Source organism: Candidatus Pelagisphaera phototrophica (assembly GCF_014529625.1).
Classification (GTDB): domain Bacteria; phylum Verrucomicrobiota; class Verrucomicrobiia; order Opitutales; family Opitutaceae; genus Pelagisphaera; species Pelagisphaera phototrophica.
Genome location: NZ_CP076039.1, coordinates 1,454,877 through 1,468,663 on the forward strand (window position 1 = coordinate 1,454,877; position 13,787 = coordinate 1,468,663).

12 protein-coding genes are annotated in these 13,787 nt (G+C 50.3%); 11 read left to right on the forward strand and 1 reads right to left on the reverse strand.

Annotated features, from left to right (window positions below):
• Positions 1 to 34 precede the first annotated feature (34 nt).
• The 4 genes from fabG to ndk all read left to right on the forward strand — a co-directional run bounded on the left by fabG (position 35) and on the right by ndk (position 2,876).
• The gene (gene fabG, locus GA004_RS06340) at positions 35 to 781 is read left to right on the forward strand and encodes a 3-oxoacyl-[acyl-carrier-protein] reductase (RefSeq protein ID WP_283396473.1); all 747 of its coding nucleotides are present in this window, start codon (positions 35 to 37) and stop codon (positions 779 to 781) included.
• Between the two features lie 39 nt (positions 782 to 820).
• Entirely contained in the window at positions 821 to 1,081 is a 261-nt protein-coding gene (locus tag GA004_RS06345; protein ID WP_283396474.1) for an acyl carrier protein, read from the forward strand.
• A 69-nt stretch (positions 1,082 to 1,150) separates the two neighbouring features.
• Entirely contained in the window at positions 1,151 to 2,401 is a 1,251-nt protein-coding gene (gene fabF, locus GA004_RS06350) for a beta-ketoacyl-ACP synthase II (RefSeq protein ID WP_283396475.1), read from the forward strand.
• A 58-nt stretch (positions 2,402 to 2,459) separates the two neighbouring features.
• The gene (gene ndk / locus GA004_RS06355; RefSeq protein WP_283396476.1) at positions 2,460 to 2,876 is read left to right on the forward strand and encodes a nucleoside-diphosphate kinase; all 417 of its coding nucleotides are present in this window, start codon (positions 2,460 to 2,462) and stop codon (positions 2,874 to 2,876) included.
• 35 nt (positions 2,877 to 2,911) lie between these two features.
• On the opposite strand, the gene GA004_RS06360 is transcribed toward ndk, so the two are convergent.
• Positions 2,912 to 4,447 (reverse strand): YifB family Mg chelatase-like AAA ATPase, encoded by a 1,536-nt coding sequence (locus GA004_RS06360; RefSeq protein ID WP_283396477.1) that lies wholly within the window; start codon positions 4,445 to 4,447, stop codon positions 2,912 to 2,914.
• A 190-nt stretch (positions 4,448 to 4,637) separates the two neighbouring features.
• Between GA004_RS06360 and coaE the strand changes: the two genes are divergently transcribed.
• The 7 genes from coaE (at position 4,638) to modC (ending at position 13,650) form a co-directional block, all read left to right on the forward strand.
• The gene (gene coaE / locus GA004_RS06365; protein WP_283396968.1) at positions 4,638 to 5,210 is read left to right on the forward strand and encodes a dephospho-CoA kinase; all 573 of its coding nucleotides are present in this window, start codon (positions 4,638 to 4,640) and stop codon (positions 5,208 to 5,210) included.
• An 87-nt stretch (positions 5,211 to 5,297) separates the two neighbouring features.
• Entirely contained in the window at positions 5,298 to 7,244 is a 1,947-nt protein-coding gene (rho, locus tag GA004_RS06370; protein WP_283396478.1) for a transcription termination factor Rho, read from the forward strand.
• 87 nt (positions 7,245 to 7,331) lie between these two features.
• The gene (locus GA004_RS06375; protein WP_283396479.1) at positions 7,332 to 9,047 is read left to right on the forward strand and encodes a GspE/PulE family protein; all 1,716 of its coding nucleotides are present in this window, start codon (positions 7,332 to 7,334) and stop codon (positions 9,045 to 9,047) included.
• Positions 9,048 to 9,124: 77 nt separating this feature from the next.
• Positions 9,125 to 10,207: a type IV pilus twitching motility protein PilT gene (locus GA004_RS06380; protein ID WP_343218825.1), complete on the forward strand. Its 1,083-nt coding sequence runs from the start codon at positions 9,125 to 9,127 to the stop codon at positions 10,205 to 10,207.
• A gap of 778 nt (positions 10,208 to 10,985) precedes the next feature.
• Positions 10,986 to 11,780, forward strand: a complete 795-nt coding sequence (modA, locus tag GA004_RS06385) for a molybdate ABC transporter substrate-binding protein (protein WP_283396481.1) — start codon at positions 10,986 to 10,988, stop codon at positions 11,778 to 11,780.
• 80 nt (positions 11,781 to 11,860) lie between these two features.
• Complete coding sequence (gene modB / locus GA004_RS06390; RefSeq protein ID WP_283396482.1) at positions 11,861 to 12,541, forward strand: molybdate ABC transporter permease subunit; 681 nt, start codon at positions 11,861 to 11,863, stop codon at positions 12,539 to 12,541.
• Positions 12,538 to 13,650: a molybdenum ABC transporter ATP-binding protein gene (modC, locus tag GA004_RS06395; protein ID WP_283396483.1), complete on the forward strand. Its 1,113-nt coding sequence runs from the start codon at positions 12,538 to 12,540 to the stop codon at positions 13,648 to 13,650. The genes modB and modC overlap by 4 nt, the downstream gene beginning before the upstream one ends.
• Positions 13,651 to 13,787: the final 137 nt, after the last annotated feature.

The window sequence follows — 13,787 nt, forward strand, 5'->3', positions numbered from 1 at the left end:
TTAGCGTTTTAGAGCGTATTCGAGATAGGAAATTATGAGTCTTACATTTGAAAAAAAATTGGCATTGGTAACCGGTGCCGGTAGGGGGATCGGTCGTGCTATTGCAGAGGAGCTTGGGAAAGCGGGCGTGACCGTAATTTGCGTTTCCTATTCGGAATCGTCCTGTGGTGAAGCGGCGCAAGCGATCAACGATGCGGGTGGAAAAGCGATCGCAAAGGCGGTTGATGTGTCTGATTCGGCCGCGGTTGCGGCGGCAAGCGAAGAGTTGCTTAACGAATACGAGAATATCGACATTCTGGTCAACAATGCAGGCATCACCAAGGACAACCTGCTTTTCCGCATGTCGGAGGACGACTGGACGAGCGTAATCAACACGAATCTGAACAGCTGCTTTTACTGGGTTAAAGGGCTCGCCCGCCCAATGACGCGAAAGCGTTGGGGCAGAGTCATCAATATTTCGTCGGTATCCGGGATCATGGGCAATGCGGGCCAAACCAACTACGCTGCGGCGAAAGCGGGTATGATCGGTTTCACGAAGAGCCTGGCCAAAGAATTAGCGTCCCGAAAAATTACGGTAAATTGTGTCGCTCCAGGGTTCATTAAAACCGACATGACCTCTAAAATGGCCGATGCAGCCCTGGATTTGGTGCTCCCCATGATCCCGCTTAAACGGATGGGGGAGGCCAGTGATATCGCGAATATGGTCGCCTACTTGGCTTCTGAGGAAGCGAATTATGTCACAGGCCAAGTTTTTACCGTTGACGGCGGCATGGCTATGTGATGCCTCCTGAGTTCAATTTATTACTAATCTGTCTAGAAAATGGCTGACGAAAAAAGCATCGAACAAAGAGTCTCAGAAATCATCGTAAACCAGCTCAACGTTAACGAAGAGCAGATCACGCCGGAAGCCTCCTTCCTCGATGATCTTGGAGCTGATTCACTCGACACCGTTGAGTTGATTATGGCATTTGAAGAAGAGTTTAAAGACGAGATCCAAGGTGAAATCCCGGAGTCTGACGCGGAAAAGCTGCAGACGGTCGGTGACGTCACTTCTTACATTAAAGAGAAAGCGGGAGCTTAACCCACTTCCCCATCCCAAACTTGGCGCTAGAACCCCCTTTCTGGTGCCCGACACTCGCGAGACGTATCTATGACTGAGCTGGCGGACAGCCAACGTGTAGTTATAACCGGTCTAGGAGCCATCACTCCGCTCGGACTGGGGGTGGACTCTTTTTTTCAGGGCCTTCTCGACGGCAAGAATGGCATCAGCAAAGTTGAGTCTTTCGATACTGAAAAGTTTACCTGCAAGATTGGTGGAGAAATCAAGGATTTCGACGCCACCAACTACATGGACCGGAAAGAAGCGCGCCGCAATGACCGCTTTGTCCATTTTGCTTTTGCCGCCACCAAGCAAGCCGTAGCGGATGCAGGCTTGAACATGGACCAGGAGGACCCTGACCGAGTGGGTGTATTCATAGGGTCGGGCATTGGAGGGATGGATACCATCGAAAAAAATTGTATCAAGCTGATCGAGGGAGGTCCGCGTAAGGTATCTCCTTTCATGATTCCCGCTTTGATTTCCAATATGGCTTCAGGAGTCATAGGGATAGAGCTGGGGGCGATGGGGCCAAACTTTTCCATTGTCAGCGCTTGTGCTACGGGTGCCCACTCGATTGGTGAATCTCTTAAGACGCTTCGTCTAGGCGAAGCCGATGTAATGATTGCCGGTGGTAGTGAAGCCACAATTACTTCTTTGAGCTACGCGGGATTTTGCTCGATGAAAGCTATGTCCACAAACAATGACGATCCCGAACACGCAAGCCGTCCCTTCGACTTGAATCGGGACGGATTCGTTATGGGAGAAGGAGCTGGCGTTGTTGTGTTGGAAACTCTTGAGCACGCGAGAAAGCGGGGTGCGAAAATTCATTGTGAACTCGTAGGGTACGGAGCTTCTTGTGATGCGAATCATATCACGGCACCGCACCCAGAGGGAAAGGGACTTATTGGAGCCATGAAGCGAGCATTGCATTCCGCGCAGTTGAATATAACTGACGTTGATTACATCAATGCTCATGGAACGTCCACACCCTACAATGACAGGTTCGAGACGATGGCGGTCAAAACTTTCCTCGGTGAGCACGTGAAGAACGTTCCCATGAGTTCTACCAAGTCTATGACTGGTCATTTACTTGGTGCGGCAGGTGGAGTAGAAAGCGTGGCATGTGTGCGGATGTTGGAGACGGGAATGCTGGCGCCGACGATTAATTATCAGGAGCCAGATCCTGATTGCGATCTAGACTACGTGCCTAACGAAGCGCGGGAAGCAAGAATCTCTGTAGCTATGAGCAATAGCCTGGGATTCGGGGGTCAGAATGCTTCGCTAGTTTTTAAAACTTATTAGAAATCATCGTTGGCCGAAAGAGGCGAATTAGAATCTTATAATCAACGAGTACAATTAGATGGAAAAAACCTTCATTATTCTCAAGCCCGATTGCATGGAAAAAGGTCTCGTTGGCCAGGTACTGCAACGTTTTGAAAGCGAGGGCTTCTCAATTGTCGCCACTAAAATGGTACAATTAGAGTCCTCCATCCTTCGTGAGCATTATGCCCATGTGGCGGACTTGCCTTTTTTTCCGGAGATCGAAGAGTTCATGAGCTCGCGCCCAGTAATCATGGTAGCTCTGCGGGGTGAAAACGTAATCCAGCGCGTGCGCGATCTGCTTGGCCCCACCGATTTTTTAAAGGCTCCCAAAGGAACAATCCGCGGCGATTTTGGCACCGACATGATGCGCAACGTGGTCCACGCCTCCGACGGTCCCGAAACGGCCGAAGCTGAACTGAAACGATTCTTCGTAGACGGCGAAATATTTCGTTAGAGTGCTTTCAGCGGGTGCCCGTTTTCTGCGGTTTATCACACCCGCGTCGTGCGATCTAGGCTACGGTATTGGATGGCCTCGGTCAGGTGGTTGAGCTGTATGGCGTTGGATTCCGCTAGGTCTGCGATGGTTCGGGCGACTTTCAGGATGCGATTATAGGCACGGGCTGAGAGGTTGAGTTTCTCCATTGCAGTTTGCAGGATGGATCCCATCTGAGGCGTGATGGAGCAATGGGTTTCGATGGCGGATTCCGACATGCTGGAATTGGTGACGTAGTCCGTGTGGTGAAACCGTCTCTGCTGTATTTTGCGAGCGGCAGAGATTCGCTGCCTCATGACTTCTGAACTTTCGCCTTTATCAGATGTCCTCAATTCTTCGATACTGAGGGCAGGTGCCTCAACATGAATGTCGATCCGGTCAAGCAAAGGGCCGCTGATGCGGCTGCGGTAGCGCTGCACTTGAATTGGGGAGCAAGAACAATCTCCTTGGTGGGAACCTAGGTAGCCACAGGGACAAGGGTTCATGGCGGCGACCAGCATGAAATTGCAGGGTAGGGTGACCTTGCCAGCAGATCGGGAAATGGTCACTTGCCCGTCTTCCAAGGGTTGTCGCATCACTTCTAGGGCTGAGCGCTTGAATTCAGGTAGCTCGTCCATAAACAGTACGCCGTTGTGGGCGAGTGAGATCTCCCCGGGTCCAGGGATTGCACCGCCACCCAGCAGGCCGACATCGCTAATGGTGTGGTGAGGTGATCGGAAGGGTCGCTTCTTCGCCAAAGTATCCCACCGTTTGGTCGCCCCCGAGGCAGACTGGATTTGCAGGATTTCCAGGTATTCCTCGAGGGTGGGATCTGGCATGATGGTAGGAATTCGTTTAGCGATCATCGACTTACCCGAGCCGGGTGGGCCGATAATCAGAAAATTGTGTCCTCCAGCGACAGAAATCTCTACTGCTCTACGGGCCTGTTCTTGTCCTTTTACATCAAGGAAATCAAGACCAGTTGGTTCGGCCTTCTGGTCAAACAGACTCGAATGGTTAAATCGGGTGAGTTGAAGCTCCCCTTCAAGAAAACGTTTGGCCTGGTCCAGGGTCTCCACGCCGTAGACTTCGATACCCCTTACCAAAGCAGCCTCACGGGCAGATTTTACTGGAAGAATGACTCCGCGCTGTCCCTTTGCCTGTGCCTGTATCGCGAATGCCAAACCTCCTCTTATTGCTCTGACTGCACCGGATAGGCTGAGCTCGCCGGCGATCGTAAACCTCTCGAAGCGTCCTCTGGCGTTCATCTGACCGGTTGACTCCAGGATTCCCAACGCGATAGGGAGGTCGTACATGGGACCTTCTTTTTTCAGGTCGCCGGGAGCGAGGTTGATGGTGGTTCGGGTTTGGGGTTTGCGAAATCCTGAGTTTGCCAAGGCGGAGAAAACGCGGTCGTCAGACTCCTTCACCGCGGTGTCAGGTAGACCGACCATGATCAGTCGCGGATCTCCGCTTTCGCCAGAGTTGACTTCGACGAGAACGGGGACGGCTTCGATGCCCTGCAAAGCGGCGCTTTTGACGGTAGCTAGCATTGGATTGAGGGGAAAATGGGGTAACAACTCATCGTAATCCGATTCTGTCGCTGGCGAATTGGCAAGATGAAAGGGATTCTGGATAGTGGAATTCAGATCCACTCACCAAGTTTCAGTGGCGGTTTAGCTTTCAAGAAGGAAGCACATAATCGTTGTTGTCCAACTGGCTGAATTGGTCACCCTAGTCCCTATGGTTGTCGGTTTGACAGGAGGAATGGGATGCGGTAAATCCACGGCGAGTCGAATGTTCGAAAAGCGTGGCTTCAGGCGTCTCGACAGTGACCAGATCGTGCATGATATGCTGGAGAGCGATCCTGTGACTATTCGGGAGGTGGTGGATGTGTTCGGGCCGAAAGTGATTTCAAGCAATGGCGGGGTGAACCGTTCATTGCTGGGATCGATTGTGTTTGGTGATGACGAGAAACTCAAAGCTCTCGAGGATATTATGCACCCAAAGGTTCGAGAGACCTGGGAGGGGGCAGTCGCATCGGATCAAGAGGCGAATTGGATTTTGGAGATCCCTTTGCTCTTCGAAAAAAACCTGCAGAATAGGGTTGATTTTACCATTTGCGTGTTCAGTGATCTTAAAACGCAGGTCGAGCGTTTAGAGCAAAAAGGCATAGGCCGAGCTCAGGCGTTGGCGCGCATTAATCGACAAATGCCGCTCTCCCAAAAGGCGGAGAATGCCGATTTTGTACTGCTCAATGAGGGATCCCTCGAATTTCTGGAAGACCAAATCAAAACGCTTCTCACGCGACTATAATTTTCGACACTACCCATCGACCATCTTTTTGGAAGCGGTCAGCCGATGCGGCGCGATCCTCCAAGTGAAGGTTACACCAATCCTCCTATGTCTAGCGAATCTGAAGATACGAACGAATCAAACGTTCCTACTGAATTGGATTTGGGCGATAGTCCCAAGCCACCTAAGAAAGTAGCCCGTAAGGCGGCCCGCAAAGCGGCCAAGAAGGTTGCGAAGAAAATCGCCAAGGAAAAGGTGCCGGACGCAGGTTTAAATAGTGAGCCATCTGCGGAATTGAAAACGGAATTCGCGCCACCGAAAGAGGAAAGCTCCGAATTCCGCCCCGTAGATTTTAAGGGTAGGGGCTCGCATTTTGACGATGTCGATAAAATCGAAGTGGTTCGCGATGTGCTAGAGGAGAAGGGAGATCGTGATGCGCCAGAAAAATCCTCTGATTCTGATACGGGCAGTGACAGAGACGATAAGCGCTCCGGCAATGAGGATCGCGAAAAACACTCGAACAAAAGGAATCAACCGCACCGCCACAAAAACCAAGGCGGAAATCGACACCAGAACAAGCAAGGTCAGCATCCCAATCAGAAAAATCGATCCAAAAACCAAAAAGGTGGGCATCGTCAAAATCAGCAAGACCGGAAAGGTGGAGGTGGTTGGAAGCAGCCTTTGCCTCCAAAAGAAACCGACCACGTGGGCGGAGTGCTGCCAGACGCCGCCCGATATAAGAAGTTTGAGGACGTAAAAGCGATTCTGGACGAGTTGGGTGAAATCGAGAACCCGGTTGACCTCTCAGAGTTGTACGAACTTTCAATCGATCAAGGTCGTCTGGGTGCGGAATCGCTAGGAGTGGTCTTTGAAGAGAAACCAAGCCGAAAGCAGATCATTGAGGAGGTCTTTAAACTGGCAGCGGAGAAGAAGCTGCAATTCAAAGACGCCGGTTTTCTAGATGTCTCCGACGAAGGTCACGGATTTGTGGTGCATGCGGCTAGCAATTATCAGCTTAAACCGGAAAGTGTTCATGTTCCAGCATCCTTGATCAACCACTACAGTTTGAAAAGGGGTCATGAAATCGAGGTGATCGCAACCGCTCCTCAGGAAGGAGAGCGTTGTCCTGCTTCAATCAAGATCGTATCCGTAATGGGCGGAGAACCCGAGTCTATCGATAAGGTACCCCCTTTCGAAGACCTAATTCCCTATTACCCTACGGAGCGCTTTGTGCTAGAGACGCCTCTACCAAGTAATAGCAAGAAAGACGTCTCCATGCGAGCCTTTGACATCCTTACTCCGATTGGCCTAGGGCAAAGGGGGTTGATCGTTGCACCTCCTCGTACTGGAAAAACAATATTGCTTCAGGGGCTCGCCCATTCCGTGCAGGAAAATTACCCGAATGCCCATTTGATCGTATTGCTCATTGATGAGCGTCCCGAGGAAGTAACGGACTTTCGTCGCAAAGTGACGGGCGAAGTGGTCAGCTCAACCTTTGACGAGACACCGTCAAGCCATGTCCATGCGGCTGAGATGGTAGTGGAAAAGGCAAGACGAATGGTGGAAGTAGGCAAGGATGTGGTCATCTTACTTGACTCGATTACACGTCTGGCTCGTGCCTATAACGCCCTCGCCAGTAATAGCGGTAAAATCATGAGTGGTGGTATCGAGGCAACTGCGCTGCAAAAGCCGAAACGGTTTTTTGGCTCGGCTCGCAACATTGAGGAAGGCGGCAGTTTGACGATCATGGGTACCGCCCTTGTGGATACGGGAAGTAAAATGGACGAAGTCATCTTCGAGGAATTCAAAGGCACGGGCAATATGGAAATACACCTTGACCGCGATCTCATCAATAAGCGTGTTTTCCCAGCGATCAATTTTGAGCGTAGCGGAACCCGGAAGGAGGAGCTCCTTTATCATCCGCAGGAATTGGAAAAGGTATATGGTCTCCGTCGCGTTATGCAGGGAGTGCCTGGCGTGGAAGCGATGGAGATGCTCATCAAGCGGTTGAAGGCGACCAAGTCGAATGCGGAATTCCTCATGTCGCTGAAGTAGGGAAGGATGGAGGTTTCTGGTTCGGATTGGCGTGTATGTAATTAGGCTTTGTCAAATGAGATCCATTCTCTATCTTTAACACACTCTATGTCCGATTCCGCTCTCATCATACAACTCATTGTTCGGAAGGGTCTTGTATCCAAAGAGCAGTTGCGGATATTGGAGGAGGGCAGTGAACGGGTAGACCCAAACGGATTATTCGAGGAACTCGTTAAAAAAGGCTTTGTTGAAAGGAAAACGGTTTACCGGTTGCTGGCAGACGAATTTGCCATGCGGTTCGTCGACTTTACCGATCTCGATCTCCCCAAAGAGCCGGATGACTATTTGCAGGAAACGATTGCCCGGCAATTTCGAGTGTTCCCTCTCGAGTTTGTGGACGGTTCGTTGCTGATAGCGATTGCGAATCCGCTTGAAGTAGAGTCCCTCGACGGACTGTCTCATTTGATTAAGACCCCTATCGAACCCGTCCTAGCAGATGGCAGGCAAATTGAAGAAGCGATAAACACTCGCTACGACCGAAATAGCCTTGGCGAGAGCGAGATCGACGAGGAGAAAAGCGAGGATGTCTCGGTCCAGGTTCGCGATGAGACTTTGGACGTTGAGCAGGATGGGCCTGACAAATCGGATGCACCGATAATCCGATTGGTGCAGCTAATCATCGCAGAAGCCATTCGGAGGAGGGCTTCCGATATACATCTGGAACCCTTGGACACGCGTTTTCGAGTGAGGTTTCGGATTGACGGCGAGTTGCAGGAGATGGCTAGCCCACCCCCGAAACGCCTCCAGTTGCCGGTGATATCCCGTATCAAGGTCATGGGACGTTTGAGTATTGCGGAAAAGCGACTCCCACAGGATGGCCGGATTCAAGTTCGCGTGGAAGGAATTGACTACGATCTCCGGGTCTCATCTCTGCCTACGGCTTACGGTGAGAGTATTGTCATGCGGATCTTGGATAAAACAGGCCTCATGAAAGGGCTGCCGGAGTTAGGGTTTCTCAGTGATGATCAGGATACTTTTGAGCGGCTTGTAACCCTTCCTGACGGTATCTTGCTTGTGACGGGTCCGACTGGATCGGGGAAGACGACGACTCTATACAGTTGCTTGAATTACGTTAACAACCCAGACCGCAAAATCATTACGGTCGAAGACCCGATAGAATACCAGATGCCGGGAATCAATCAAGTACCGGTGCGCAAACGAATAGGGATGACGTTCGCGGCGGCTCTTAAAGCCATGCTGCGTCAGGCTCCGAACATAATCATGGTGGGTGAGATTCGGGATCGAGAGACGGCTGAGATCGCTATCAATGCGTCTTTGACGGGTCATATGGTTTTGAGCACACTTCACACCAATGACGCTCCGTCCGCGGTGACTCGGCTGGTTGATATTGGCGTAAAGCCCTATTTGGTAGCGACTTCCCTAAGGGCTTCAATGGCCCAACGGCTGGTTCGACGTATATGCCCGGACTGCAAGCAACCGCACGAGCCGACGCGAAGGGAGCTGCTGGCCATTGGCTTAGAACGGGAATCGATTCGGGACGCTCGTTTTATGAGAGGTGCCGGTTGCCCAAAATGCCATAATCAAGGTGTGAAAGGCAGGTTCGGGATCTTTGAGATATTCGAGATCAATGAGGAAATCGAAAAGCTAATCTATACGGGGGGGACCGCCGCTCAGATGCGAAGTATCGCTAAAAAGTTGGGAATGAGGACGATGCGGGAGGACGGAGTACGCAAAGTGCTCGCTGGTCAAACCTCCGTAGAGGAAGTCTTGTCAGTCACCGTAGATGAGCCCACATTGGTTTAAGTGTTTTATGGATGACGAGCCCTCGTTCCATTGGGCTATTTGTTCAAAAACCCCTAATTCTAGCCGATAGACATCCTATGAGTTACGAAATGAACGAATTGCTCGAGTTGGTACTCGAGGAGGGTGCTTCCGATCTGCACATTCAAGTGGGTAAACCACCTACATTGCGATTACACGGATCTATGGTCTCAGTAGATGGACCGGACTTGACCCCCGCTGATACCGAGAGATTGATGCAGTCGATCGCAGCGGACTCATACGTGCAAGCAGCGAAGACCGAAGGCGGCGCCGATTTCGGTTTTGCTTATATGGACAAGTCGCGATTTCGCGTAAGCGTACTTAGGGCCAAGGGGAGCTACGGACTAGTGCTGCGTCAGATTCCCAACGAATTTTTCGATTTAGAGGACATTGGGATTCCCGACCAAATCAGGGACTTGCTTTATCGTCCTCGGGGACTCGTCCTTGTGACAGGACCCACCGGTTCTGGGAAAAGTACGACGCTAGCGTCGATGATTAACTATATTAATCAAAAACGTAGTGGACATATAATTACAATTGAAGACCCTATTGAATATTACCACGACCATAAAAAGTGTCTTATAACACAACGTGAAGTCGGGGATGATGTTCCTACCTTTTCAGAAGCTATTCGACGCGCCATGCGTCAGGATCCTGATGTGATTCTAGTTGGAGAAATGCGTGATCTCGAAACGATTGAAGCAGCTATTAGCGCAGCGGAAACCGGTCATCTCGTCTTCGGCACTTTGCACACCAACAGTGCTGCTAAAACGGTCGATCGCATTGTGGATGCGTTTCCGGCGAATATGAAAGAGATGATTCGAACGCAGTTGGCAACCTCTCTCGTCGCCGTCGTTTCTCAAGTGCTATGCAAGAAAGAAGGCGGAGGTCGTGTCGCCGGACTCGAAGTCATGGTTACGACTACGTCAATTGCGGCTCTCATTCGCGACAACAAGACCTATCGTATTAACTCGGATATTCAAACGGGCGCGAAATTGGGCATGTTTACGATGGATACCCATCTAATGAGTCTTTACAATCGTGGATTGATCTCAGCTAGAGAGGCTTTTGAAAAAGCGCAAGCGCCTGATGATATGCGAACACGATTGGAGAATCTCGGCGGCAAAGTTGCGGCGTCTTAAAGTCTACAGCGAATTCCGTCTTGATCGTCTTTGAGGGTCAAGAGTGCCATGTTCACAGCGGAATTGATTCTGTTAAGGGTCGATTGCGTAGTTTCGAGCCTCCCTCAGACCTGCGCACTGCATTGGGAGCCAGTATGGAGAACGCTTCGAAGAAGCGGTACTTTCGTCGAACGTTCACACGATATTTGGCCTTGGCAGTAAGTCTGGTGGTTGTAGCGGGCATTTGTTTTCAGTTTATTGTTGATTGAAGCGATGAGTATACGGGTCCTTTGGTTGACCGTGCCTTCGACTATTCATTCGACGGACTGAGACTTAAGTATTTCAATAAGAACACCACGAAAATAACCGACTGGCTTATGGAACAGAATTCTGATTTAAGTCGGCAGCTGCATCTTCGATTCCTCGCTCCGGAAGGCATAGGATGTCGCCCACTCAACTGGTAGGATAGCATGGTGGCTATGATCTGCGTCGATGCGGAGGTGGTCTATCAATTATTTGTCGCCAAAGGAGAAGAATTCGAGGAAGTGAATTTGTCAGATAAGTTTGAATACTAAAAACGAAAATCGGGCTGGACCGTGAGTAAATGGGAATCTCAAGGGCATGTATTTGTTCTAACCGCTAAAGCAAGCCAGGAACGAATGGAATCCATGCGGGCAGAGTATTTACCTTAATCGTTGAATTGGAGACTGAGGAGACTTCTTCTTTGGCATTGTCATTGGCCTGACTTGCATTGAAACTGGGATCGCTGATGATAAAAACTGGTCCTATTATTTTCCGAATGAGGAACTCTCTACTTTATGTCTCAGGATGCCTGATCCTATCTATCCTGTGTGGCTGTCAAAGAGAGATCAATACAGAAAGCGAGACCGTTCATGTCTTCGCCGCGGTCAGTTTAAAAGAGGCGATTGAAGAGATCGGCACGCTGTTTGAGAGGGAGACCGGTTTTGAGATTTCCTTGAATTCAGCAGGTTCCAACGTTCTGGCTCAGCAAATCGAAGCGAGTTCCCGAGCGGATCTGTTTATCAGCGCGGACTCGGGCTGGATGGATTATCTCGAAAGTGGGGTAAAGTTGGGGGACAATACTCGGATCGATCTTTTGAGGAACACCCTCGTAATGGTCTGCGCAGAGGGCGTTAGTTGGGATGAGGAGAAAGTCGAAACGTTGTGCGGGCTAGATTTTACTTTTTTGTGTATCGGGGACCCGGACGCGGTTCCGGCTGGCAGGTATGCGCGTGATTGGCTCTCCGGGTTAAACTGTGGTGATTCGACAGTTTGGGAAGCGTTTCAAGGGCGTTTGTCACCGGCTCCAGACGTGCGAGCGGCTTTGTCCCAAGTGGCCAGCAGTAAAGACCGGATCGGTATCGTGTATTTCACTGACTATCTACTTTACCAAGATCGTTTGAAATTGCTTGTAGAAGGGCCAAGTGAAAAGGCTCGATATCCTGCTGCGATGACGGAGCAAGGCATGGAAAAACTAGCGGCTGGCCTATTCTTCACCTTTCTGCAATCGAATAAGGCCAGATTGATCTTTGAAAAATTTGGATTTCGAGTCGATTTGTCAGAAGTAGATTAGGGTTCACGCTTGCAAGCAGGAGCTTGCAGGGTGATTTTCGTACGTTTCCCTAAATCCGGATTGATCCGGCAACTTTCACCGTGCCAACGATTTACGAGACAGTTTCATCCACTTTGCTTTGGGCCGTTTTAGCGAGTCTCATCGTTGCCGTGCCGGGATTGACGATTGCCTACTTGTTGGCCCGACGAGAATTCTTTGGGAAAAAAGTTCTATCGACTTTTACCACCTTGCCTTTGGTGCTTCCGCCTACTGCCGTTGGCTACTTGCTTTTGCGACTGTTTGCCGATGATGGCTGGCTAGGCCCGGAGCGACTCGGCTTCGATCTCGATATTATCCTAAGCTGGAAGGCAGTAGTCATCGCTTGTTCCATAATGTCTTTTCCAATCTTCGTTCGTACGGCACGGGTCGCCTTTGAGGAGGTCAATCCCCGTTTGGAACGTATGGGTCGAACGTTAGGAATGGGCCGGCAGAAAGTTTTTCTTTCAATTACTCTGCCGCTGGCCTCACGGGGACTGGTTGCGGCGACTTTGCTCGGATTCACTCGGGCATTGGGTGAATTTGGAGCAACCATAATTCTGGCAGGAAATATTCCGGGTAGAACGCAGACCTTGGCTTCGGCTCTTTTCAGTGCCCAGCAAAGCGGGAATGAAACCCTGGCAAATCAGCTATTGGGGGTCGCCTTGCTGGTTGGTTTTATCGCGGTTTACACTACGGAAAGGCTTGCTTCAAAACGTTCTCTAAGAAAGGAGCAGACGGGATGAAAGCGGTAAAAACGATTTTCAATATCTCATTAAAGGCTTGCTTTGGTAGTCTGAATTTGGATCTTGGATACAAGGGTTCCAAGCGTGTCCTAGGTGTCTTTGGGGTTTCTGGCGCGGGAAAGACGACTTTTCTGGAATGCCTGGCAGGACTGAGAAAAGTGATGTCGGGGCAGATCACAGTAGCTGGTGAAATCTGGCTGGATACGGAGACTAGCTGCTTTGTCCCCACAGAGAAACGTCATATGGGCTACGTGCCCCAGGATCATTTATTATTTCCTCATAAAAATGTGCGAGGAAACCTGGAAGCGGGAAAGGCAAGGGCGGTGCAAGGCGGACAGGACTTTCAAAGTATATTGAAAAAAGTCGTCGCTGTTCTCGAATTGGAGCCTTTGTTGGACCGATCGATTGACCAGCTGTCTGGAGGAGAACGTCAGCGAGTATCGCTAGGACGAGCGCTTTGCTCGGGCCCCAAACTGCTTTTGTTGGACGAGCCTCTCGCATCGCTTGATCTTCCCTTGAGAAGAAAAATCCTTCCGTTTCTAATCCGCATCAAAGAGGCCTTTGAACTGCCGATAGTTGTAGTTTCTCACAACCCCACGGAATTGCAGGTCTTGTGTGACGAGGTTCTCATCTTGGAGAACGGTCGGAATGTTATGACCGGCAGTCCTAACGAGCTCTTCACCAGTGATTCATTGTTCAACGTGGCGAAAGAGCATGGATTTGAGAATGTGTTTTCAGGTACCATTATTGAAAAATCAGATCAAGTGGACCGGTTGAGTCTTTCGGGAAAAGATATTGATATGAGTATACAAATTCCGGCGACAGATGCTCTTTTGGGAGATCGGGTATTGGCTAGCATAGGTTTTGACAATGTACTAATCGGTCTTGAACAGCCGCGGGGATTGTCTGCCCGCAATTGTTTGTCAGCGACAATCTCCCGAGTTGAAAACGCTGGAACTCGATGGCTGGTCCAAGCGGTAGTTGTGGATGCGGTTCCAGAATTTGTCGTTGAGGTGACCTACGATGCGATTGAAGCATTGCAGTTGGAATCAGGAGCAAGAATCTACTTGGTTTTTAAAACGAGCTCCGTTTCCACCTTGACCGGTTGATAGATTAGTTTGCGAGAGAATCGGTAGCTTTCCCAGATAGGGGGGGTCTAATTGATCGAAGCACAAAGGGAACTCTCTGCCAGTGGGGCTAATATTGTTTCAAATTCAATTCTTCGTTAGCCGACGGCAACCCGCTG

Coding starts and splice junctions, on each gene's coding strand:
- fabG (WP_283396473.1), top strand. CDS start 35: ATGAGTCTTACATTTGAAAAAAAATTGGCATTGGTAACCGGTGCCGGT.
- GA004_RS06345 (WP_283396474.1), top strand. CDS start 821: ATGGCTGACGAAAAAAGCATCGAACAAAGAGTCTCAGAAATCATCGTA.
- fabF (WP_283396475.1), top strand. CDS start 1,151: ATGACTGAGCTGGCGGACAGCCAACGTGTAGTTATAACCGGTCTAGGA.
- ndk (WP_283396476.1), top strand. CDS start 2,460: ATGGAAAAAACCTTCATTATTCTCAAGCCCGATTGCATGGAAAAAGGT.
- GA004_RS06360 (WP_283396477.1), bottom strand. CDS start 4,447: ATGCTAGCTACCGTCAAAAGCGCCGCTTTGCAGGGCATCGAAGCCGTC.
- coaE (WP_283396968.1), top strand. CDS start 4,638: ATGGTTGTCGGTTTGACAGGAGGAATGGGATGCGGTAAATCCACGGCG.
- rho (WP_283396478.1), top strand. CDS start 5,298: ATGTCTAGCGAATCTGAAGATACGAACGAATCAAACGTTCCTACTGAA.
- GA004_RS06375 (WP_283396479.1), top strand. CDS start 7,332: ATGTCCGATTCCGCTCTCATCATACAACTCATTGTTCGGAAGGGTCTT.
- GA004_RS06380 (WP_343218825.1), top strand. CDS start 9,125: ATGAGTTACGAAATGAACGAATTGCTCGAGTTGGTACTCGAGGAGGGT.
- modA (WP_283396481.1), top strand. CDS start 10,986: ATGAGGAACTCTCTACTTTATGTCTCAGGATGCCTGATCCTATCTATC.
- modC (WP_283396483.1), top strand. CDS start 12,538: ATGAAAGCGGTAAAAACGATTTTCAATATCTCATTAAAGGCTTGCTTT.